We start from the raw sequence: 22318 nt of genomic DNA, 5'->3' as shown, positions 1-22318 counted from the left end.
GGGCGACTCAGGAGCATGGAAGAGCCAGAGGAGAAGACGCGGAAGGCCGTGCCCGGCCGCGTCTTCCGGACGGGTAGCGCCGAAAACGCGAACGGGCCCGCGCGGCCCCGGGACTATCCCGCCGACGGCCTGCGGGCGTTGGCCCGCAAGGACTACAACGCGGCTGTCGCGGCTCTCACGCAAGCGCTCCGCGCGCCGTCGGCGGACCCCGCGCTGTACTTCCACCTCGCACTGGCGCAGCTGCGCGGCAACCGGCCGCATCGGGTCGGGTCGGCCCGGGACCTGAACGTCGTCCGCGACTGCCTCGACCGGGTCGGACACCTTGCGCACGCCCGGGTTCTGCTCCACCTGACCGACGAGGACCGGGGCCGGCTCTGGGAGCGGGGCGGGCAGGTCCCCGCGCGGGTGTCCGCGCTCGTCGAGGTGATGGCCCCGGAGTACGTCGAGGAAATCCTCGACCACGTCACGGCACCCGAGAACCGGGTGTGGCAGCTGCTCCGCGCCCGGCAGGGGGAAAGACGACTGCCCCCCAGACCGTCACCTAGACCGCGGCCGGGCGGCGCAAAGCCTGGCGCCGCAGGCGGTTGAACAGCTTCGGGTTGTTCAGCGCGAACACCCCCACCGTCTCCCCGTCACGCTGGTACGTCGCCACGAACGACGCGTCCGCCGGGCCGCCCTCCACGAAGGTGAGGACATCGTCCGGACGCGGGTGCCCCGCCAGCTGCAGGGTCCCCGTGTACTGGTCCGACCAGACGTACCCGCTCGGGACGTACGTGCGCTCGGTGCGTCCGGCGAGGAGGTTGCCCACCGCGACCGGCGCCTGCTCGGACGCGTTCGTCCAGTGCTCGTGCCGCCGTCCGACGCCGTCGGTGTGGTAGCGGGCGACGTCGCCGATCGCCACCACCTGAGGCAGGTCCGTCACCAGGCCGGCGTCGGTGTGGACGCCGTTGCCGACCGTCAGGCCGGAGCCCGCGAGCCAGTCCGTGGCCGGGGTCATGCCGACACCCACCACGACGACGTCGGCCGGGACGACCGAGTCGTCCGCCAGGCGGACGCCCGTCACCCGGCCAGCCGACCCGACAAGGCCCGAGACGGCGACTCCGCAGCGCAGGTCCGTGCCGTGGCCGGCGTGCAGCCGCGCGCACACCGCGGCCAGCTCGGACCCCAGCACCGGGGCCAACGGCGCGTTCAAGGCTTCCAGGACGACCACGTCGAGGCCCAGCGAACGGCACGTCGAGGCTACCTCGGCGCCGATGAACCCCGCGCCGACGATCACCACGCGGACCCCGGGCACCAAAGCGGACCGCAGCGCCACGGCGTCGTCGATCGTGCGCAGCGAGTGGGCGCCCTCGAAGCCGGGCAGGGTGCGCGCGCGGCCGCCGGTGGCGATGACGACGCCGTCCGCGTGCACCGAGCTGCCGTCCGAGAGGTGCACCCGGTGGGCCGCCGGGTCCAGGGAGGTCGCCCGGACGCCGAGGCGGAAGTCCAGGGCCAGCGACGCGAGATCGCCGGCGTCGAGCAGCTCCAGCGCGGCGCGGGAGGTCGTCCCGGCCAGGAAACCCTTGGACAGCGGCGGCCGGTCGTAGGGCAGGTGCGCCTCGTCGCCGATCAGCACCACCCCGCCGTCGTAGCCCTGCGCGCGCAGCTCCTGCGCGGCGCGGACCCCGGCCAGCGAAGCGCCGACGACCGCGACGCGTTTCACGCGGCGTCCTCGCGGGCCACGCCCTGGACGTAGATGACGCCGTCGTCGACCAGCACCGGGTACGTCCGCACCGGTTCCTTCGCGGGCAGGCAGCTCGGCACGCCCGTGCGCAGGTCGAACAGCGCCGCGTGCAGCGGGCACTCGACGAAGCAGCCTTCGAGCCAGCCGTCGGCCAGCGAAGCGTCCTGGTGGGTGCACGTGTCGTCGATGGCGTACAGCTCGCCGTCCTCGGTGTGGAACACCGCGATGGCGGGGGTCCCGGGAATCCGGACGGACTCACCCGGGGGCAGCTCGTCGACGGTGCATGCGCGAATCATGACGCCTCCGCTAACTGTTGCGCATTGAGGAACATCGACTGTGATCCGCAACAAGTGTGAATTCGACGCCGGGCGTCGTCAAGGGGGTACGCCCCGGTAGTTTTGTTACCCGGTAACGGAGAATCCGGGCACGCCGAAACCCGCCACTGCCGCCACAAGGTCACCCTTGTGAGTGGCAAAACGCATCTTTCCCTACGAAAGCTCGGTATACGCTCAGTGAGCAGGGGTCTCGCCGTGGCGGTAGAACGGCTGCTTGAGCGGGGCCAGCGGGGTGTTGCCGAGGATCAGGTCCGCGGCCTTCTCCGCGGTCATCATCACCGGCGCGTAGATGTTGCCGTTGGGGATGTAGGGCATGACCGACGCGTCGACCACACGCAGGCCCTCGGTGCCGTGCACCCGCATCGTCTGCGGGTCGACGACGGAGCCCTCGTCCACGCCCATCTTGGCCGTGCACGACGGGTGCAGCGCGGTCTCGGCGTCCTTCGCGACCCAGTCGAGGATCTCCTCGTCGGACTCCACCGACGGTCCCGGCGAGATCTCCCCGCCGTTGTACCGGCCCATCGCGGACTGGTTGAGGATCTTCCGCGCCACCCGCACGGCCTCGATCCACTCCTTGCGATCGTTTTCCGTGGACAGGTAGTTGAACTTGATGGCCGGGTGCTGCCGCGGGTCGGTCGAGGTGAGCTTCACCGAGCCGCGGGTGTCGGCGTACATCGGGCCGACGTGCACCTGGTAGCCGTGGCCTTCCGTGGGGGCCGACCCGTCGTAGCGGATCGCCACCGGCAGGAAGTGGAACATCAGGTTCGGGTACTTCACCTCGTCGTTGGACCGGACGAACCCGCCGCCCTCGAAGTGGTTCGTCGCGGCCGGGCCGTTCCGCAGGAACAGCCACTGCGCGCCGATGTAGGGCCGCTTCCACTTGGCCAGCGACGGCTGCATCGACACCGGTTCCTTGCAGGCGTACTGGATGTACACCTCCAGGTGATCCTGCAGGTTCTCGCCGACGCCCGGCAGGTCCTTCACGACGTCGATGCCGAGCTTCTCCAGATCCGCCGCGTTGCCGACGCCGGAGAGCTGCAGCAGCTGCGGGCTGTTGATCGCGCCGCCGCAGAGGATGATCTCCTTGCCGTACACCTCGGCCGGCACGCCCCGGCCTTCGCTGTACTCGACGCCGATCGCGCGGGTGCCGTCGAAGAGGATCTGCGACACGAACGCGCGGGTCTTGATCGTGAGGTTGGACCGGTTCTCGACGGGGTGGAGGTAGGCGCCGGCCGCGGACAGCCGCCGTCCTTTCCGGACGTTGCGGTCGAACGCCGCGAAGCCCTCCTGCCGGTAGCCGTTGACGTCGTCGGTGCGCGGGTAGCCCGCCTGCTCGGCGGCGTCGAAGAAGGCCTGGAACAGCGGGTTCGAGGCCGGGCCGCGCTCCAGTTCGAGCGGTCCGTCGTGGCCGCGCCACTGGCCGTCCGGAGCGTCGGCCAAGCAGTTTTCCATGCGCTGGAAGTACGGCAGGCAGTGCGCGTAGTCCCATGTGGACATTCCGGGGTCGCCGGCCCAGCGCTCGTAGTCCAGCGGGTTGCCGCGCTGGAAGATCATCCCGTTGATGCTCGACGAGCCGCCGAGCACCTTGCCGCGGGCGTGGTAGATGCGGCGCCGGTTCATGTGCGGCTCGGGTTCGCTGCGGTAGCCCCAGTCGTAGAACTTCGACCCGATCGGGAAGGTCAGCGCGGCCGGCATGTGGATGAAGACGTCCCACTTGTAGTCGGACCGGCCGGCCTCCAGCACCAGGACCTTGTTCGACGGGTTCGCCGACAGCCGGTTCGCCAGCGCGCACCCCGCCGAACCACCGCCGACGATGACGAAGTCGTAGTTTTCACTCATGCGTCCTCCTCAGCCGGGCAGGGTGTCCGGGGCTTCGTCCGGCATGTGCTCGGGGCTCGTGTGCGACGAACCCCAGGTGGCGCGCCGGATGTAGAGCATGATCGCACCGACGAGGACGATCAGCCCGGTGACGATCACCGCGCCCCACTGGAAGTACCAGTGGTCGTCGCCGTAGACCTCGGTGCGCGGCCAGATCAGGTTGACGGTCATCGCGCCGCCGTAGACGACCGCGACCAGGTTCACCAGCGTGCCCCAGCGGCCGAGCTTGAAGTACGGCCCGTGGTCCGGGCGCGGCCAGCCGCCCCGCAGGCGGCGGACGAGCATCGGCGCGGTGACCATCAGGTAGGGGATGTAGAACAGGATGATCGCGGTCGAGGTCAGGATGAAGAACGCCCGCTGGTTGCCCAGGTTGATCAGCAGCACCACGACGGTCAGGCCGCCGGTGAGCAGCGCGGGCAGGACCGGCGTCTTCGAGCGCGGTGACACCTTCGCCATCGCCTTGCTGAACGGCAGCCGGCCGTCGCGGGCCATCGCCCACGACATCCGGATGGCCGCGGTCTGCACGGCCAGGCAGCACACGGTGATCGCGATCGCCGAGCAGATCAGGAACGCGTCGCCGAGGCCCTCGCCGAGGGTGCTCTTCAGCAGGTACGGCATGCCGGACGTGCTCAGCTCCTTGGCGTTGAGGTCGCCGACGGCCATCATGCCGACGAGCATCATCAGGCCGCCGACGATGAACGCGGCGGTGATCGCCCGCAGGATCGCCCGCGGCGCGTGCCGGCGCGGCTGCGTCGTCTCCTCCGCCAGCGAGCCCGCGGTGTCGAAGCCGTAGAAGACGTACGCGCTCATGAGCGACGCCACCAGGAAGGCCCCGAGGTACCCGAACGTGTGACCCTCACCGGTGCCGTGGGTGTCGAAGACGATGCCCGGGCCGCGCTTGATGTGGATGGCGAGGGCGATCACGAGCAGCACGCTCGCGCCGAGCTCCACCGCGACCCCGAAGTTGTTGATCTTCGCCATCAGCTTGACGCCGATGATGTTCACGACCGTGGCGAACACGACCAGGATGAGCGCCAGGATGATGGCGTTCTGCGCGCCGCCCGGGGTGGAGGTCAGGCCGGCGTCGTCGTCGCTGCCGACGATCTGGAACGCGGTCGACACCTGCGGCAGGATGATCTGGTAGGCCACCGCGACGGCCGCGGCCGTGACGATCGCGCCGATGATCATGATCCAGCCGGCCAGCCACGACGTCCGGGGTTTCGCGATCTGCTTCGCCCACTGGTACACCGAGCCGGCGAGCGGGAACTGCCCGGCGAGCTCGGCGAAGCACAGCGCGACGCAGAGCTGGCCGATGAAGACCAGCGGCCACGTCCAGATGAACGCCGGCCCGCCCGAGCCGAAGCCGAAGAAGAAGAGCTGGAACACGCCGGTCAGGATCGAGATGTAGCTGAACCCGGCGGCGAAGCTGGAGAACGAGCCGAGCGAGCGTTCGAGCTCCTGGCGGTAGCCGAACTTCTCGAGCTCGGAGCTGTCGTCCGGGCCGGGCCCCCCGCCCGCCGGCTTTTCCTGTGTGGTCATCGCGACGTCCTCACGTGGTGGGGGAGTGATCAGCCCTTGAACCAGTGCTGCGGAACGGGATCGATGTTCTGGTAGACGTGCTTGCTCTCCTGGTACTCCGCGAGCCCGGACGGTCCGAGCTCGCGGCCGATGCCGGACCGGCCGAACCCGCCCCACTCCGCCTGCGGCAGGTAGGGGTGGTAGTCGTTGATCCACACGGTGCCGTGGCGCAGGGCCCCGGCGACCCGCTGGGCGCGGGACGCGTCCGACGTCCACACGGCTCCGGCGAGCCCGTACTCGGTGTCGTTGGCCAGCGCGATCGCGTCGGCCTCTTCGGCGAAGCGTTCGACGGTGACGACCGGGCCGAAGACCTCTTCCCGGACGACCGCCATGTCCCTGGTGCAGTCGGAGAACACCGTCGGGCGCAGGAAGAAACCGCTTTCGTACTGCGCGCCTTCGGGTCGCTTGCCCCCGGCTCGGAGCGTTGCGCCTTCTTTGAGAGCGCCTTCGATGTACCCCTCGACCTTGGCGCGGTGCTGCGCCGAGACGAGCGGGCCCGTCTCGGTGGCGGGATCGAGGCCGTCGCCGACCCGGATCGCGTCGGCGCGCGCGGCGAGGTCCGCCACGAACCGGTCATGGATGCCATCCTGGACGATCAAGCGTGCGCCCGCCGAGCAGACCTGTCCCGAATGGACGAACGCGGCCATCAGCGCGTAGTCGAGGGCGGTGTCGTACGCGGCGTCGTCGAAGACCACGTTCGGGTTCTTGCCACCGAGCTCCAGGGCGACCCGGCGGACGCCCTTCGCGGCGGCCGTCATGATCTTCTCGCCGGTCGCGTAGCCGCCGGTGAAGGAGACGAGGTCCACGGCCGGGTGCTCGACCATCGCGGCGCCGACGTGACCCGGGCCGAGCAGGAGGTTGACGACGCCCGCCGGGGCCCCGGCCTCTTCGAGCAGCGCGACCAGCTTGATCGTGGTCAGCGGCGTCACCTCGCTGGGCTTGAGCACCGTCGTGTTGCCCGCGGCGAGCGCCGGGGCGAGCTTCCAGGACATCTGGAGCAGCGGGTAGTTCCACGGCGCGATCAGCGCGCAGACGCCGACCGGCTCGTGCACGATCCGGCTGACGACGGTCGCGCTGCCGGCGTCGACCACCCGGCCGGCGTCCTTGCCGGCGAGGTCGGCGTAGTAGCGGAAGACGGTGGTGACGTCGTCGATGTCGATGCGGCCTTCGCCCAGCGTCTTGCCGGTGTCGAGGCTCTCGGTGCGAGCCAGGTCCTCGCGGTCGCGGACCAGCAGGTCGGCGACGCGCCGGAGGAGTTCGCCGCGCTCGGTGGCGGTCGTCTTGCGCCACGGCCCGTCGTCGAAGGCCCGGCGCGCGGCTTCGACGGCGGCGTCGACCTCCTCGCGGCCGGCCTCGGCGACGCGTTCGATCACCTGGCCGGTGGCGGGGTTCAGCACGTCGGAGGCGGTGCCCCCGGACGCGTCCGTCCAGATCCCGTCGATGTGCAGGTCCTTCATGCGGCCCCTTCCGGATCGGCAGTGGCTGCGGGCGGTGCGTCGAGTGCGTACATTTGTACGCGAGACGTGTACAGATGTCCACAAGTAGGGGCGGGCGGGGCGGCGTGCGACGATCTGTCCGTCGCGCCCGAGACGCACGAAGGGGGCTGCTCGACACCGATGTCGAAGACCGAATCCACCGCGGTGTCCGCTTCCGGGCGCCGTCGCGGCCCCAACGACCCCGACCGGCGCGCGCGCATCGCGAAGGCGGCGATCGAGGTCGTCGCCCAGCGGGGCATCGACGGCCTCACCCACCGCGCGGTCGCCGCCGCGGCGGGCGTCCCGCTGGGCTCGACGACGTACCACTTCGCGACCCTGGACGACCTGCTGGAAGTGGCGCTGCACGAGGCCGCGGAGAAGAACGTCCACGCGCTGAAGGAGTGGGAAGCGGCGCTGCCGCCGGAAGCCGACTTCGCCGCCGCGCTGGCCGAGCTGGTCATGGGCTACATCAACGAGCAGTACCGGGACACGGTCGTCGAGTACGACCTGTACGTCGCGGCCCTGCACCGCCCCCGCCTCCGCGCGGCGAGCGCGGCCTGGGACCAGGCGCTCATCGCGTTCTTCGGCTCCCGCACCGACCCCCTCACCGGCCGGCTCCTGGCCGGCCTGTTCTGCGGCCTGCTGATGCAGGCGGCTCTGGCCGACCCCCGCCCGGCCCGCGAGGAGATCGAAACCCTCTTCCGCCGGGCCATCCACGGCCCCGCCGCCTGACCCGGACGGTCGGCTCACGTACCCGGACGGTCGGCTCACGTACCCGGACAGTCGGCTCACGTACCCGGACGGTCGGCTCACGTACCCAGCGGGTCGGTTCGTGAGCCGACCCTCCAGGTACGCGAGCCGACTCCCTGGGTACGCGAGCCGACCCTTCGGGTACGCGTGTCGTCCGAAACGTGCCGGAAATCTTGGTGGGGGTTGAAAAAACTTGGGTTGACACGGGGTTTGGGTGGGAGTCACTCTGTTCCGGAGTGAGCAACAAGACGCGTTCTGCGCAACTACTCCCGTACTGACCGCGGAGAGGACCCCCGACGGTGACCACTACCGATCTCCCGCCGAGCCTGCTCGCCACGCTGCCCGGCTCCTACTACACCGATCCGGCGATCTTCGCGCTGGAGCAGTCGAAGATCTTCGAGGCCGACTGGTTCTGCGCCGTGCGCAGCGCGGACCTCGCCGGGCCCGGGGCGTTCGAGACCGTGCAGATCGGCAAGGAGAGCGTCCTGGTCTCGCGGGGCCGGGACGGGAAGCTGAACGCGTTCCTCAACGTCTGCCGCCACCGCGGCGCGCGGCTGTGCACCGACGACTCCGGCACCGTGAAGCGCGCCTTCCAGTGCCCCTACCACGCCTGGACGTACGGCCTCGACGGCAAGCTGATCGCCGCGCCCAACCTCACCGGCATGCCGGACGTCGACCGCACGACGTTCGGGCTCACCCGCGTCCACCTGCGCGAGTGGCTCGGGTACGCGTGGGTCTGCCTGGCCGAAGAGCCGCCGCCGTTCGAGGGCAGCGTGGTCGCCGCGGTCACCGAACGGCTCGGCGGCGCGGCCGCGATCGAGGCGTACGGCGTCGACGGCCTCGCGCTCGGCAAGCGCGTCGAGTACGACGTGAAGGCGAACTGGAAACAGATCATCGAGAACTTCATGGAGTGCTACCACTGCGCGACGATCCACCCGGAGCTCACCGAGGTCCTGCCGGAGTTCGCCGACGGGTACGCCGCGCAGTACTACGTCGGCCACGGCGCGGCGTTCGGCGGTGACGTCCAGGGGTTCACCATCGACGGCAGCGAGGGGGTCGACCGGCTGCCCGGCGTCACCGAGGACCAGGACCGCAAGTACTACGCGATCACCATCCGGCCGCAGGTCTTCGTCAACCTCGTGCCGGACCACGTGATCCTGCACCGGATGTTCCCGCTCGCGCCGGACCGGACGCTGGTGCGCTGCGACTGGCTCTACCTGCCTGGCGTCGTCGAGTCCGGGCGTGACCTGACGCGCTCGGTCGAGCTGTTCCACCGCGTCAACCTGCAGGACTTCGAGGCGTGCGAACGCTGCCAGCTCGCGATGGACTCGCGCTCCTACGCCGGCGGCGGGGTGCTCGTGCCCAGCGAGCACCACATCGGCGAGTTCCACGACTGGGTCCGTGGTCGCCTCTCGTGAGTGTTTAGGGCGGTTCTAACCGCCCTAAACACTCACGAGGCTTCAGATCAACGCCCGGATGGCGGCCTCGAAGCCGGTGACGTGCTCCAGCGTCAACGCGGCGGCCTTCTCGGCGTCGCCCTCGATGATCGCGGTGAGGAGCGGGACGTGCTCGTCGACGTGGCCGGCCATCCCGGGCAGCCGGGGCACGAACACGCACCAGATCCGCGTCGCGAGGTTGTCGTACCGGATCAGGGTGTCCTCGAGGAACGGGTTGTGCACGCACCGGTAGATCGCCCGGTGCAGGGCGAGGTCGGTGCGCAGCAGCTCGGCGTTGTCCCCGGCCGGGACGCCGACGTCGAGCTGCGCGCGCAGCTCGGTGAGCGTCGCCCGGTCGGCCGCGGTCGCGCGCCCGGCCGCGGCGGCGGTGGCCATCGGCTCCAGCGTGCGCCGGACCTCGGAGATGTGCGCGAGGTCGGAGATGTTGACGTCGGTGGCGAACGTGCCCCGCCGCGGGTAGGCGACGACCAGCCGCTCGGATTCGAGGCGTTTGAGCGCCTCGCGGATCGGCGTGCGGCCCATGCCGAGGGTGGTGCCGAGCCACTCCTCGTTGATCGGGTCGCCCGGCCGGATGTCGAGCATGACCAGGCGATCACGGACGAAGAGGTACGCCTGTTCGGCCAGCGATGGGGGATTGACCGGTGGGTTCACGCCGCTTAGCCTACATCGACAATTGATATATCAGAAGTCGACCAGGAGGACTCGGATGCCTCGCACCCCCGGCGCGGACCTGCCGGACCACCCTGACTTCCTCTGGGACGACCCCGACCCGAAACCGGCCTACGACGTGATCGTGGTCGGCGGCGGTGGGCACGGCCTCGCCACCGCCTACTACCTGGCGAAGGTCCACGGCATCACGAACGTCGCCGTGCTGGAGAAGGGCTGGCTCGCGGGCGGCAACATGGCCCGCAACACCACGATCATCCGCTCCAACTACCTCTGGGACGAAAGTTCCGGCATCTACGAGCACTCGCTCAAGCTGTGGGAAGGCCTCGAAGAGGACCTCGGTTACCCGATCCTGTTCAGCCAGCGCGGCGTGCTGAACCTCGCACACAGCCTGCAGGACGTCCGTGACAGCGTCCGCCGCGTCGAAGCCAACAAGCTCAACGGCATCGACGCCGAATGGGTGGACGCCGAGGGTGTCAAGGAACTGTGCCCGATCGTCAACACCTCGCCGGACGTCCGCTACCCGGTGCTCGGCGCGACCTACCAGCCGCGCGCGGGCATCGCGAAGCACGACTACGTGGCCTGGGGCTTCGCTCGCGCGGCGCACGCGATGGGCGTCGACCTCATCCAGAACTGCGAGGTCACCGGCATCTCGACGGTGAACGGCCGGGTCACCGCGGTCGAGACTTCGAGAGGCCGGATCGCCGCGGGCAAGGTCGCGTTGTGCGCCGCCGGGCACTCGTCGGTGCTGGCCCGCATGGTGGGCCTCGACCTGCCGCTCATGTCGCACCCGTTGCAGGCCCTGGTGTCCGAGCTGCTGGAGCCGATCCACCCGACGGTCGTCATGTCGAACGCCGTGCACGTCTACGTTTCCCAGGCGCACAAGGGCGAACTCGTGATGGGCGCCGGCATCGACAGCTACAACGGCTACGGCCAGCGCGGCTCGTTCCACATCATCGAGCAGCAGATGGCCGCCGCGCTGGAGCTGTTCCCGGTGTTCGCGCGGGCGCACCTGCTGCGGACGTGGGCCGGGATCGTCGACGTCAGCCCGGACGCGTCCCCGATCATCGGCCTGACGCCGGTCGAGAACCTGTTCCTCAACTGCGGCTGGGGCACCGGCGGTTTCAAGGCCACACCGGGCGTCGGCGACGTCTTCGCGGCCACCATCGCGCGGGGCAAGCCGCACGAGTACGCCGAACCGTTCACGCTCGACCGGTTCACCACCGGTGCCCTCGTCGACGAGCACGGCGCCGCCGCCGTCGCGCATTAGGAGCAATCATGCAGTTGATTCCTTGCCCGTGGTGCGGGCCGCGTGAAGAGGCCGAGTTCCACTACGGCGGCCAGGCCCACGTCGCCTACCCCGAGGACCCGGCCGCACTGTCCGATGAGGACTGGGCCAAGTTCGTCTTCTTCCGTGCCAACCCGAGCGGGCCGCTCGCCGAGCGCTGGAGCCACTCCGCGGGCTGCCGCCGGTGGTTCAACGCCGTGCGCGACACCCGCACCCACGACCTCCTGGCGGTCTACCGCCTCGACGAGCCGAAGCCGGTGATCCCGTGACCCGACTTTCCGGCGTCCCGCTCAAGTTCACCTTCGACGGCCGCGAGCTGACCGGTTTCCTCGGCGACACCTTGGCTTCCGCGTTGCTGGCCAACGGCATCCACCAGGTCGCGACCAGCATCAAGTACGGACGGCCGCGCGGCATCGTCGCGGCGGGTGTCGAGGACTCGAACGCCCTGGTGCAGATCGAAGCGCCGTTCCCGGAGCCGATGCTGTCGGCCACCACCGTCGAGCTGTACGACGGCCTCGTCGCGCGCGGCCTGTCCGGTCAAGGTCGCCTCGCCGCCGAGCCCGACCCGGCCCGGTACGACGCCAAGCACGCCCACTGTGACGTCCTGGTCGTCGGCGCCGGCCCCGCCGGTCTCGCCGCCGCAGCCGAAGCCGAAGGCCGGGTGCTGCTGGTCGACGACCAGTCCGACGGCGAAGCTCCCGAGGGTGTCCGGTTCCTCTCGCGCACCACGGCGTTCGGCATCTACGACGACGGTTTTGTGCTCGCCCTGGAACGACGGGGCGAGCCCGCCGCGCCCGAGCGGATCTCGCGGCAGCGGGTCTGGCGGATCCGGGCGAAACGGATCGTCCTCGCGACGGGTGCGCACGAGCGGCCCATCGTGTTCCCGGACAACGACCGCCCCGGCATCATGCTCGCCGGCGCCGCGCGGACGTACCTGAACCGCTACGGCGTCCTGGCGGGGCGGCGGGTGGTCGTGTTCACCACCAACGACAGCGCGTACGACGCCGCCTCCGACCTCGCGGCGGCAGGTGCCGAGATCGTGCGGATCGTCGACGCGCGCGAGGGCTACGGCGTCATCGGTACCGACGGCGTCGAGCACATCACCGCCGTCCACGTGGCGAAACTGGGCGAGACGACGGGGGAGCGGGTCGAGTGTGACCTGCTGCTCGTGTCCGGCGGCTGGAACCCGGCGGTGCACCTGTTCAGCCAGGCCCGCGGCAAGCTCCGGTACGCGCCGGAGCTCGGCGCGTACGTCCCCGATGGTGACCTGCCGACCGTGCGGGTTGTCGGAGCCGCCGCGGGCGAGGGATTGCCGGAGGCCATGACACTCTGGCAGGTGCCCGCACCCGAGTCCGAAGTGGACACCCGGTTCGTGGACCAGCAGCGGGACGCGACCGTCTCGGACGTCCTGCGCGCCACCGGCGCCGGACTGCGCTCGCTGGAACACATCAAGCGCTACACGACCATCGGGACCGCGCACGACCAGGGCAAGACGTCCGGCCTGCTCGCCGCGGGCATCACCGCCGAGGCCCTCGGCGTCGACCTGGCGACGCAGCGGCCCACGACGTTCCGGCCGCCGTACACGCCGGTGTCGTTCGCGGCGCTGGCCGGACGGCACCGCGGTGAGCTGCACGATCCCGTGCGCGTCACCACGATCCACCCGTGGCACGTCGAGCACGGCGCCGAGTTCGAGAACGTCGGCCAGTGGAAACGGCCGTGGTACTACCCGCAACCCGGCGAGTCGATGCACGACGCGGTCCGGCGGGAATGCCGGGCGGCGCGCACCGACGTCGCGGTGATGGACGGGTCCACTTTGGGCAAGATCGACGTCCAAGGCCCGGACGCGGGAGCGTTCCTCGACATGCTCTACACGAACATGATGAGCAACCTGAAGGTCGGCCGGATCCGCTACGGCGTGATGTGCGGCGTCGACGGCATGGTCCTCGACGACGGCACGGTCATCCGCGTCGCCGACGACCGCTTCCTCGTCACCACCACGACCGGCAACGCGGCGATGGTCCTGGAGTGGATGGAGGAGTGGCTGCAGACGGAATGGCCGCACCTCGACGTCTTCGCGACGTCGGTCACCGAACACTGGGCCACGATCCCGCTGGTCGGCCCGCGCTCCCGGGCGGTACTGGGCGCGCTCGCACCCGGACTTGACGTGAGCAACGACGCCTTCGGGTTCATGACCTGGCAGGACGCCGAAGTCGCCGGCATCAAGGCGCGGGTCTGCCGGATCAGCTTCTCCGGCGAGCTGGCCTACGAGATCAACGTCCCGTCCTGGTACGGACTCGCGCTCTGGGAGTCCATTGTGGACGAGGGCGCCACGCCGTACGGCACCGAAACCATGCACGTCCTGCGCGCCGAGAAGGGCTACCCGATCATCGGCCAGGACACCGACGGCACGGTGACGCCCCAGGATCTCGGGATGTCCTGGGCGGTGTCCAAGAAGAAGGCCGACTTCCTCGGCAAGCGGTCCTTCGCCCGCACCGAGAACAACCGGCCGGACCGCAAACAGCTCGTCGGCCTGCTGCCCGTCGATCCGTCGGTGCTCCTGCCGGAGGGATCCCAGATCATCGAATCCGACGTCGTGCCCGAACCGCCGGTGCGGATGCTCGGCCACGTCACCTCCAGTTACCACAGCGCCGCGCTGGAACGGACCTTCGCGCTGGCCTTGGTGCGCTCGGGCCGAGAACGCGTCGGCGAGACGCTGTACGTCCCGATCGGCGACCGCGTGGTGCCGGTGACCGTGACCGAATCCGTGCTCTTCGACAAGGAAGGAGCCCGCCGTGACGGCTGAAGCGGTCGAAGAACCGTTCCGCACCCAGCTCACCGTGCGCCTCCGTGACGGGCACGCTCTGCTCGGCGTCGCCCTGCCCGAGCCGTGCACGTTCACGAGCGGCAACGGCGTGGACATCCTGTGGATGGGTCCCGACGAGTACCTCGTGCTCGCCGAGCCCGGCCGCCAGGCCGAGCTGGAGGCGTCACTTTCACGTGAAAGTGACGCGGTGGTCGACGTCTCGGCGCAGCGGGTGACCGTGCAGCTGACCGGGGTGCACGCCCGGGACGTTCTCGCCCACGGCTGCTCGATCGACCTTGACGAGTCGGTGTCGCCGCCCGGAACTTGCGTGCAGACCCTGTTTGCCCGCACCGGGATCGTGCTCATGGTCCGGGAAGACGGCTTCACGATCCTCGTGCGGCAGTCGTTCTCCGATTACTTCAAGGCCTGGCTGGCCGACGCGAGTCTGGAGTACGTGTCATGACCTTCACCCTGACGCTCAAGTGTCCCGAGCGCTCGGGCATCGTGCACGCCGTCACGACGTTCCTCGTCGGGCAGGGCTGCGACATCGTCGAGCACCAGCAGTTCGACGACGACGTCCGCGGCTCGCTGTTCCTGCGCACGTCGTTCACCGCACCCGGGGAGGCCACAGTGGACGAACTGCGCCGCGACTTCGCTGTCGTGGCCGGGGACTTCGGGATGGAGTTCGACCTCTCCGACGGGACACCGCCGCGGCTGCTGGTGATGGTGTCGAAGTTCGGGCACTGCCTCAACGACCTGCTCTTCCGCTGGCGCGCGGGTGGCCTCGGCGCGGACATCGCCGTCGTCGTGTCCAACCACGAGGACCTGCGGCCGATGGCCGAGGCGGCCGGCGTGCCGTTCGAGCATGTGCCGGTGACGCCGGAGACCAAACCGGAGGCCGAACAGCGGCTGCTCGACCTGGTCGGCGAGTACGCCGTGGACCTGGTGGTGCTCGCGCGGTACATGCAGGTGCTGTCCAACGACCTGTGCCTCAAGCTCGAAGGCCGCGCGATCAACATCCACCACTCGTTCCTGCCCGGGTTCAAGGGCGCCAAGCCCTACCACCAGGCCTACGACCGCGGCGTCAAGTACGTCGGCGCGACCGCCCACTACGTCACGCCCGACCTCGACGAAGGCCCGATCATCGAGCAGGAGGTCGCGCGCGTCGACCACACCTACTCGCCGCGCGAGCTGGTCACCGTGGGGCGTGACGCCGAAGCGCTCGCACTGTCCCGCGCGGTGCGCTGGCACTGCGAACGCCGCGTCCTGCTCAACGGCAACAGCACCGTCGTCTTTCGTTAGAAGGAGTTCCGCCATGACCGCACCGAAAGTCGTGATCATCGGCGCCGGCATCGTCGGCGCGAACCTGGCCGACGAGCTGGCCGTCCGCGGCTGGGCCGACATCACCGTGCTCGACCAGGGCCCGCTGCCGCGCACGGGCGGGTCGACGTCGCACGCGCCCGGCCTGGTGTTCCAGACCAACGCGTCCAAGACGATGACGGAGTTCGCGAAGTACACCGTCTCGAAGTTCCTGGAACTGGACTGTTTCCTGCAGGTCGGCGGCATGGAGGTCGCGACGACCCCGGCGCGCTGGGAAGACCTCAAGCGCAAGCACGGCTGGGCGACGTCGTGGGGCGTCCGGGGTTCGCTGATCGACGCCGAGGAGTGTGTCCGCCGCTGGCCGCTGCTCGACGGCTCGCACGTCTTCGGCGCGCTGCACGTGCCCAGCGACGGGCTGGCGCGGGCCGCGAAAGCTGTCGAAGTCCTCGCCGAGCGGGCGACCTCGCGGGGCGCTCGGTTCGTCGGGTCCACGCGCGTGACCGACGTGCTGCAGGAAGGAGGGCACGTCACCGGCGTCCGGACCGACCAGGGGGATTTCCCGGCGGACATCGTCGTGTCGTGCGCCGGGTTCTGGGGGCGCGAGATCGGCGCGATGGCCGGGATGGACGTCCCGCTGCTGCCGCTGGCGCACCAGTACGTCAAGACCGGGCGGATCGACGAACTTGTCGGGCGCAACACCGAAATGGTCGAAGCGAGCATGCCGATCCTGCGTCACCAGGACCAGGACCTGTACTTCCGCGAGCACGTCGACCGCATCGGCATCGGCTCCTACGCCCACCGCCCGATGCCGGTCGAAGAGTCCACATTGGACCCGTCGGTGACCGACAGCGCCATGCCGTCGATGCTGCCGTTCACCGAAGAGGACTTCGCGCCGTCGTGGGAGCAGAGCCAGCTGCTATTGCCCGCGCTGCGGCAGGCGAAGGTCGAGGAGGGCTTCAACGGCATCTTCTCCTTCACCCCGGACGGCCAGTCGCTGGTCGGCGAATCGGCCGAAGTCCGCGGGTTCTGGATCGCCGAAGCCGTCTGGGTGACGCACTCCGCGGGCATCGCCAAGGCCGTCGCGGAGCTGCTGGTCGACGGCCGCTCGGAGACCGACCTGCACGAGGTCGACGTCCACCGCTTCGAAGACGTCCAGCTCGCGCCGTCGTACGTGCGCGAGACGGCGCAGCAGAACTTCGTCGAGGTCTACGACATCCTGCACCCGTTGCAGCCCAAGCTGTCGCCGCGCGACCTGCGCGTGACGCCGTTCCACGTGCGGCAGCGCGAGCTGGGCGCGGTGTTCCTGGAGGCGGGCGGCTGGGAGCGGCCACACTGGTTCGAGGCCAACGCGCCGCTGCTGAAGAAGCTGCCGCACGACTCGCTGCCACCCGCGCGCGACGGCTGGTCCGCCCAGTTCCACTCGCCGATCGCGGCGGCCGAGGCCTGGCAGACGCGCAACGCCGTCGCGATGTACGACATGACCCCGCTGAAGCGCGTCGAGATCAGCGGACCGGGGGCGCTGGAGTTCCTGCAGGGGCTGACGACCAACCAGCTCGACAAGTCCGTCGGCTCGGTCACCTACACGCTGATGCTGGACGAAGCGGGCGGCGTGCGCAGTGACGTCACGGTCGCGCGGCTCGGGCCCGAGCTGTTCCAGGCCGGGATCAACGGCGCCATCGACGTCGACCACTTGGTGAAGCACGCGCCTCCGGGGGTGCAGGTCCGCGACACCACCGGCGGCACGTGCTGCATCGGCGTCTGGGGGCCGCTCGCGCGCGATCTCGTGCAGCCGCTGAGCGAGGACGACTTCTCGCACGCCGGGTTGAAGTACTTCCGGGCGCGGAAAGCGCGGATCGCCGGGGTGCCGGTCGTCGCAATGCGACTGTCCTATGTGGGCGAACTCGGCTGGGAGATCTACACCGGCGCGGACAACGGCCTGCGGCTGTGGGACGCGCTCTGGGCGGCCGGGCAGCCCCTGGGCGTCATCGCCGGCGGGCGGGCCGCGTTCAACAGCCTGCGCCTGGAAAAGGGCTACCGGCTGTGGGGCACCGACATGACCACCGAACACGACCCGTACGAGGCCGGCGTCGGCTTCGCGGTGCGTCCGGCCAAGGGTGACTTCCTCGGGCGCGAAGCCCTCGGGAACCGGACGTCGACGCGGCGCCTGCGGTGCCTCACGATCGACGACGGCCGGACCGTGGTGCTGGGCAAGGAACCGGTATTCGTCGACGGCGTCCCGGCGGGGTACGTCACGAGCGCGGCGTACGGCTACACGATCGGGAAGCCGATCGCGTATGCCTGGCTGCCGGAGTCGGCGGACGTCGGCAGCGGCGTCGAAATCGAGTACTTCGGTCGCCGGGTGCCGGCGACCGTGGCGGCGGAGCCCCTGTTCGACCCGGCGATGGAACGGATCCGGAGGTGAGTCATGCGTGACCAGATCATGAGCGACTTTCTCAAGGCCCTCGCGTCCCGCGACGCGTCACCCGGGGGCGGGGCGACGGCGGCGCTGCACGTCGCCCAAGCCGCGGCGCTGGTGGCCCGCTGTGCGGAGGACCGTGCGGTGGTGGCCGAGGCGGCGGCGTTGAGCATGCACGCGCTGCGGCTGGCGGAAAAGGACGCGCACGCGGTCACCACCGTCAGCCGGGCCTCGGGCAACCCGGACGCGCTGCTCGACGCCCGGCGAGGTGCGTGCGTGCCACCCGCGGCCGTGATCGCGGCGGCGGCGGTGGTGCTGGACCTGGTGGAGCGGGTTCCCCCGGATCCCCGGGTGGTGACCGACCTCGCGGCGGCGGCCGAAGCGGCTCGCGCGGCGGCGGTGACGGCCCGGGTGAGCATCGAAGTGCGGTGTTCCGGACCCGGTGCCGCCTCGGTCCGGGGGCTCAGCCACCCGGAACCCCCGGCCGTCCGGGCGGGCTTGGCGGACGACGCGGCGCTGCGCGAGGCCGTCGCGACCGTGGGCGGGATCTGCGAGCGCGCGGACCGCGTCACCGAGGCGATCCGGTCGGGGGTGGCGCTCAGTCGCTGAAGTCGCCGTTCATCGACTGCGTGCCGGCGCCGTCCCCGCCGCCGCTGCTGCTGGTCTGGAGCCGGCCGTCCACCTTCGCCGTCGCGTTCACCGAGCCGTCCGCGTACCGCATGACGACCTGGTACTCGTGCTTGCCGGTGTGCGGCGGGAAGCTGAACGTGCGGCTCCAGGGCAGCTTCACGTCCTTCTCTTCGGTCGCCCTGCCGTCGACGGTGCAGGTCAGGGTGGTGACGACGGCCGTGCCCGAGACGTCGAACACCAGCCGGTGCGGCTCGCCCGCCGCGGACGGCTCCGGTGCCGGTGTCCCGGTGGTCGTGCCGCTGCAGCCGACGACCAGGAAAGCGGCCGCGACCAGCACGGCGGTGCGCTTCATGCGGGAAGGGTAACGTCGATCACACCGGACCGGTCCCGGCGTTCGGGTGGGTACATCCACAGCAACTCCATGGAACCGGACAAGGAAATTCTCAGGAACGCGGCGTTTGCTGGAACGGCGAAGGCGTGCCGAGGGCTGGGAGCAAGGGCATGAGCGAGTACGACCGACGGCCGCAGGGCGGCGGCGAGTACCCCCACGGCTACGGCCAGGGGGAGTACCCGCAGGGCTACTACCAGTCCGGCTATTACCAGCCCCGCGAGCAGCCGTACGGCCAACCGCAGGACCAGCCGCGCGATCAGTGGGGCCGCCCGTACCCGCCGCAGCAGTCCCCTGCCCAGCCGCAGTACGGCCGTGAGGGGCACCCCCACGGCTTTTACGGTCCTGAGGGTGCCCCTCAGGATCCTTATCGCCCTGAAGGTGCCCCTCACGGCTTTTACGGCCGTGAGGGTGCCCCTCACGACCCTTATCGCCCTGAAGGTGCCCCTCGGGGCTCTTACATCCCTGAGGGTGCCCCTCACGGCTTTTACAGCCCTGAAGGTGCCCCTCACGGCGTCGGCTACGGCTACCCGCCGCCCGCCTACCAGCCGCCGCCGCGCAGGCGGCATCCGCTGCGGACGCTCACCGTCACCGTCGTCGCGGTGGCGCTGGCCGTCGTGGCCGGGCTCGGCATCGGGCACCTGATCTCGGCGAACAGCCCCACCGCGAGCGGCAACCAGAACTTCGGCTTCTCCGGGCAGCCCAGCGCGTCGGCCACGGTGCTCGACGCCGGCGCCGTGGCCGCGAAGGTCAACCCGGCCATCGTCAACATCAACACCGAATTGGGCCTGCAGGGCGCGGCCGCCGCGGGCACCGGCATCGTGCTGACCCCGGACGGCGAAATCCTGACGAACAACCACGTCGTCGCCGGCGCGACCAGCATCAAGGTCACCAGCATCGGCACCGGCGACACGTTCACCGCGCACGTCGTGGGCTACGACCGCGGCGAGGACATCGCGGTGATCCAGCTCGAAGACGCGTCCGGGCTGCCGACGGCGGCCATCGGCGACTCCTCGACGGTCAAGGTCGGCGACCAGATCCTCGGCCTGGGCAACGCGGGCGGCCGCGGCGGCGACCCGGTGCCGGCGCCGGGCACGGTCACCGCGCTCGACCGGTCGATCACCGCGTCCGACGAGTCCAGTGGCTCGTCCGAGCAGCTCACCGGGCTGATCCAGGTGCAGGCCAACATCGAGTCGGGTGACTCCGGCGGCCCGCTGGTCAACGCGAACGCGCAGGTCATCGGCGTCGACACGGCGGCGTCCACCGGCTACCAGCTCAACGGCCGCCGCAGCGGCGCGGGCGGTCAGGGCTTCGCGATCCCGATCAACCAGGCCATCGACATCGCGCACCAGATCGTCGCGGGCACCGCGTCGGACAAGATCCACATCGGCAAGACGGCGTTCATCGGCGTCTCGGTGTCGGACGGCCAGGGCGGCGGCGCCCAGGTCCGTGACGTCGTCGCGCGCGGCCCGGCCGAGCGGGCGGGCCTGACGGCCGGCGCCGTGATCACGGCCATCGACGGCAAGGCGACCGGCTCGGCGACGGCGTTGACCAACGTCATGGACACCCACCACCCGGGCGACCAGCTGACGCTGACCGTGTCGGACGCTTCCGGGGCGCAGCGGCAGCTTCAGGTGAAGGCCATCGAAGGTCCCGTGGGGTAAGGGCTCAGCCCAGGATTTCGTTCAGCACCTCGCGGTGCGTCCCCTTCGCCGCGAGGTACTTTTCGCGGCCGGTGTCGGTCAGCGTCACGAAGATGCCCCGGCGGTCCACGTCGCAGAGGGCGCGCTCGACCAGGCCTTCCTTCTCCAGCCGGGCGACCAGCCGGGACGTGGCGCTCTGGCTCAGGTGGATCGCGCCGGTGAGGTCGGCCGAGCGGCACTTGAAGTCGCAGGTGGCGAGCCTTTCGAGGGCCTCGAACTCGTTCGCGCCGATCCCGTGGCGCTCCTGGAGGCGGCACTCGAGCGCGCTGAACACGGCCGAGTAGCGGGCCAGCAGCTCGTGCCACTCTTCGACCAGACCCTGCTCATTCGCAGTGTGCTCAGCGACGTCGCTCACGGCGACCAACTTAGCATGCGCAGACATCTGATGCAATGACATTTAATGCTTAGACATTAGATGCGCGTGCATGTACTGTCGCCGTCATGAGTTCTTCCGCGGACCTGTCCACCACCTCGACCCGGTGGGACGCGCGCCTCTGGGGTGTCCTGCTCACGGTGTCCATCGTCATCGGCCTCGACGCGCTCGACGTGTCGATGGTCGGTGTCGCCCTCCCCGCCATCCAGGCCGACCTGGGCCTGTCCACCGCCGCGCTGCAATGGGTCGTCAGCGGCTACGTGCTGGGTTACGGCGGGCTGCTGCTGCTCGGCGGGCGCACCGCCGACCTGCTCGGCCGCCGCCGCGTCTTCCTCGTCGCGGTCGCCGTGTTCGCGCTGGCCTCGCTGCTCGGCGGCCTCGTCGACGACGGCGCGCTGCTCATCGCCAGCCGCTTCATCAAGGGCCTCGCCGCCGCCTTCACCGCGCCGGCCGCGCTGTCCATCATCACCACGACGTTCCACGAAGGGCCCGCCCGCAACAAGGCGATCAGCATTTTCGCCGTCTTCGGCGCCAGCGGCTACTCGGCCGGGCTGGTCTTCTCCGGGCTGCTGACCGAGGTCGGCTGGCGCTGGACGTTCCTGCTGCCCGCGCCGATCGCCGTGGTCGCGTTCGTCGCCGCCTGGAAGCTGATCCCGTCCTACCGCCGCGAAGAGGGCCGCGGGTACGACTTCCCGGGCGCGATCACCGGCGCCGCCGGCTCGCTGCTGCTGGTGTTCGGCGTGGTCGAGGCCCCGCAGGTCGGCTGGGCCGCGCCGCGCACGCTGATCACGTTCATCGTCGCCGTCGCGCTGCTGGCGGCGTTCGTCCTCATCGAGAAGCGCAGTGCCCACCCGTTGCTGCGCCTGGGAATCCTTCGCTCGGGACCGCTCGCGCGGGCCAACCTCGGCGGCGCGCTGTTCTTCGGCGCGTACATCGGGTTCCAGTTCGTCGTGATGCTCTACCTGCAGCGGGTGCTGGGCTGGTCGGCGCTGCAGACCGCGCTCGGGTTCCTGCCGGCGGCGCTGATCGTCGCGTTCGGCTCACCGCGCATCGAGCCGCTGATCGACCGCGTCGGCACCCCGCGCACGATCTTCGCGGGGGTGGTCGCCCACGTGCTGGGCTACGCGCTGTTCCTGCGTGTGGACGAGCACTCGGGGTACGCGGCCTTCGTCCTGCCCAGCATGGTCCTGCTGGGTATCGGCTTCACGCTGGCGTTCTCGTCGCTCAACATCCAGGGCACCAACGGCATCGCGGACGACGAACAGGGCCTGGCCGGCGGCCTGCTCAACACGTCGCTGCAGGTCGGCGGCGCGATCGGGCTCGCGGTCGTGACGGCGGTCCTGACCGCCAACGGCGGCGGTGAGGCGTCACCCGCGGCGCTGCTCACCGGGCTGACGCCGGCGCTGAGCGTGGTCACCGGCATCGCGGTGCTGGGCCTGCTCGTCGCGATCAGCGGTCTGGTGGCCCGGAAGCGGGTGGCCGAGGAGCCGGTCGTCGAAGAAGATCTGCTGGCCCTCGCGGACTGAGGACGACGC

The 22318-nt window shown here is 70.3% G+C and carries 21 protein-coding genes; 12 read left to right on the top strand and 9 right to left on the bottom strand.

Annotated features, from left to right (window positions below):
- Positions 1–15: 15 nt before the first annotated feature.
- Entirely contained in the window at positions 16–588 is a 573-nt protein-coding gene (locus OHS18_RS21565) for a hypothetical protein (RefSeq protein WP_328618279.1), read from the top strand.
- Here the strand turns inward: OHS18_RS21565 and OHS18_RS21560 are convergent.
- The 5 genes from OHS18_RS21560 to OHS18_RS21540 all read right to left on the bottom strand — a co-directional run bounded on the left by OHS18_RS21560 (position 542) and on the right by OHS18_RS21540 (position 6971).
- A complete protein-coding gene (locus tag OHS18_RS21560; protein WP_328618278.1) occupies positions 542–1702 on the bottom strand; it encodes an NAD(P)/FAD-dependent oxidoreductase in 1161 nt (386 codons plus the stop codon). The genes OHS18_RS21565 and OHS18_RS21560 overlap by 47 nt on opposite strands.
- Complete coding sequence (locus OHS18_RS21555; RefSeq protein WP_328449918.1) at positions 1699–2019, bottom strand: bifunctional 3-phenylpropionate/cinnamic acid dioxygenase ferredoxin subunit; 321 nt, start codon at positions 2017–2019, stop codon at positions 1699–1701. Before OHS18_RS21555 ends, OHS18_RS21560 begins: the two co-directional genes overlap by 4 nt.
- Before the next feature lie 213 nt (positions 2020–2232).
- The gene (gene betA, locus OHS18_RS21550) at positions 2233–3897 is read right to left on the bottom strand and encodes a choline dehydrogenase (RefSeq protein WP_328618277.1); all 1665 of its coding nucleotides are present in this window, start codon (positions 3895–3897) and stop codon (positions 2233–2235) included.
- Positions 3898–3906: 9 nt separating this feature from the next.
- On the bottom strand, positions 3907–5475 hold the full coding sequence (locus OHS18_RS21545; RefSeq protein WP_328618276.1) for an amino acid permease: 1569 nt from the start codon (positions 5473–5475) through the stop codon (positions 3907–3909).
- 29 nt (positions 5476–5504) lie between these two features.
- Positions 5505–6971, bottom strand: a complete 1467-nt coding sequence (locus tag OHS18_RS21540) for an aldehyde dehydrogenase family protein (RefSeq protein WP_328618275.1) — start codon at positions 6969–6971, stop codon at positions 5505–5507.
- 159 nt (positions 6972–7130) lie between these two features.
- On the opposite strand from OHS18_RS21540, the gene OHS18_RS21535 reads away from it, so the two are divergent.
- Positions 7131–7721: a TetR/AcrR family transcriptional regulator gene (locus tag OHS18_RS21535; protein WP_328449926.1), complete on the top strand. Its 591-nt coding sequence runs from the start codon at positions 7131–7133 to the stop codon at positions 7719–7721.
- Positions 7722–8038: 317 nt separating this feature from the next.
- Positions 8039–9157, top strand: a complete 1119-nt coding sequence (locus OHS18_RS21530; protein ID WP_328618274.1) for an aromatic ring-hydroxylating oxygenase subunit alpha — start codon at positions 8039–8041, stop codon at positions 9155–9157.
- Between the two features lie 42 nt (positions 9158–9199).
- Here the strand turns inward: OHS18_RS21530 and OHS18_RS21525 are convergent, their stop codons facing one another.
- The gene (locus OHS18_RS21525; protein WP_328618273.1) at positions 9200–9847 is read right to left on the bottom strand and encodes a GntR family transcriptional regulator; all 648 of its coding nucleotides are present in this window, start codon (positions 9845–9847) and stop codon (positions 9200–9202) included.
- A gap of 55 nt (positions 9848–9902) precedes the next feature.
- Here OHS18_RS21525 and OHS18_RS21520 point away from each other — a divergent pair, with 55 nt between their 5' ends.
- Genes OHS18_RS21520 through OHS18_RS21490 form a run of 7 tightly spaced genes read left to right on the top strand, consistent with a single transcriptional unit; the run spans position 9903 to position 18298 of the window.
- Positions 9903–11132: a sarcosine oxidase subunit beta family protein gene (locus tag OHS18_RS21520; protein WP_328618272.1), complete on the top strand. Its 1230-nt coding sequence runs from the start codon at positions 9903–9905 to the stop codon at positions 11130–11132.
- An 8-nt stretch (positions 11133–11140) separates the two neighbouring features.
- Positions 11141–11419 carry a sarcosine oxidase subunit delta gene (locus OHS18_RS21515; RefSeq protein ID WP_285475991.1) on the top strand — a complete coding sequence of 93 codons (279 nt, stop codon included), beginning with the start codon at positions 11141–11143 and terminating at the stop codon, positions 11417–11419.
- Entirely contained in the window at positions 11416–13953 is a 2538-nt protein-coding gene (locus tag OHS18_RS21510; RefSeq protein ID WP_328618271.1) for a 2Fe-2S iron-sulfur cluster-binding protein, read from the top strand. Before OHS18_RS21515 ends, OHS18_RS21510 begins: the two co-directional genes overlap by 4 nt.
- Positions 13943–14416, top strand: a complete 474-nt coding sequence (locus OHS18_RS21505; protein ID WP_328618270.1) for a sarcosine oxidase subunit gamma — start codon at positions 13943–13945, stop codon at positions 14414–14416. Before OHS18_RS21510 ends, OHS18_RS21505 begins: the two co-directional genes overlap by 11 nt.
- Positions 14413–15255 carry a formyltetrahydrofolate deformylase gene (purU, locus tag OHS18_RS21500; RefSeq protein WP_328618269.1) on the top strand — a complete coding sequence of 281 codons (843 nt, stop codon included), beginning with the start codon at positions 14413–14415 and terminating at the stop codon, positions 15253–15255. Before OHS18_RS21505 ends, purU begins: the two co-directional genes overlap by 4 nt.
- A gap of 13 nt (positions 15256–15268) precedes the next feature.
- The gene (locus tag OHS18_RS21495) at positions 15269–17695 is read left to right on the top strand and encodes a GcvT family protein (RefSeq protein ID WP_328618268.1); all 2427 of its coding nucleotides are present in this window, start codon (positions 15269–15271) and stop codon (positions 17693–17695) included.
- 3 nt (positions 17696–17698) lie between these two features.
- Positions 17699–18298: a cyclodeaminase/cyclohydrolase family protein gene (locus tag OHS18_RS21490; protein ID WP_328618267.1), complete on the top strand. Its 600-nt coding sequence runs from the start codon at positions 17699–17701 to the stop codon at positions 18296–18298.
- On the opposite strand, the gene OHS18_RS21485 is transcribed toward OHS18_RS21490, so the two are convergent.
- Both OHS18_RS21485 and OHS18_RS21480 read right to left on the bottom strand, forming a co-directional pair.
- Entirely contained in the window at positions 18288–18671 is a 384-nt protein-coding gene (locus OHS18_RS21485; RefSeq protein ID WP_328618266.1) for a hypothetical protein, read from the bottom strand. The two genes, OHS18_RS21490 and OHS18_RS21485, sit on opposite strands and share 11 nt — an antisense overlap.
- Entirely contained in the window at positions 18668–19348 is a 681-nt protein-coding gene (locus OHS18_RS21480; RefSeq protein ID WP_328618265.1) for a hypothetical protein, read from the bottom strand. The genes OHS18_RS21485 and OHS18_RS21480 overlap by 4 nt, the downstream gene beginning before the upstream one ends.
- Here OHS18_RS21480 and OHS18_RS21475 point away from each other — a divergent pair.
- A complete protein-coding gene (locus OHS18_RS21475) occupies positions 19310–20371 on the top strand; it encodes a S1C family serine protease (protein ID WP_328618264.1) in 1062 nt (353 codons plus the stop codon). The two genes, OHS18_RS21480 and OHS18_RS21475, sit on opposite strands and share 39 nt — an antisense overlap.
- Before the next feature lie 4 nt (positions 20372–20375).
- Here the strand turns inward: OHS18_RS21475 and OHS18_RS21470 are convergent, their stop codons facing one another.
- Positions 20376–20765, bottom strand: coding sequence for a MarR family winged helix-turn-helix transcriptional regulator (locus tag OHS18_RS21470; RefSeq protein WP_328449953.1), 390 nt, complete (start codon positions 20763–20765; stop codon positions 20376–20378).
- A gap of 86 nt (positions 20766–20851) precedes the next feature.
- Between OHS18_RS21470 and OHS18_RS21465 the strand changes: the two genes are divergently transcribed.
- On the top strand, positions 20852–22309 hold the full coding sequence (locus tag OHS18_RS21465; RefSeq protein ID WP_328618263.1) for an MFS transporter: 1458 nt from the start codon (positions 20852–20854) through the stop codon (positions 22307–22309).
- Positions 22310–22318: the final 9 nt, after the last annotated feature.

Source organism: Amycolatopsis sp. NBC_00355, assembly GCF_036104975.1.
Taxonomy (GTDB): domain Bacteria; phylum Actinomycetota; class Actinomycetes; order Mycobacteriales; family Pseudonocardiaceae; genus Amycolatopsis.
Note: the sequence above shows the minus strand (reverse complement) of the source record. Positions and strands in the feature narration are given on the sequence as shown.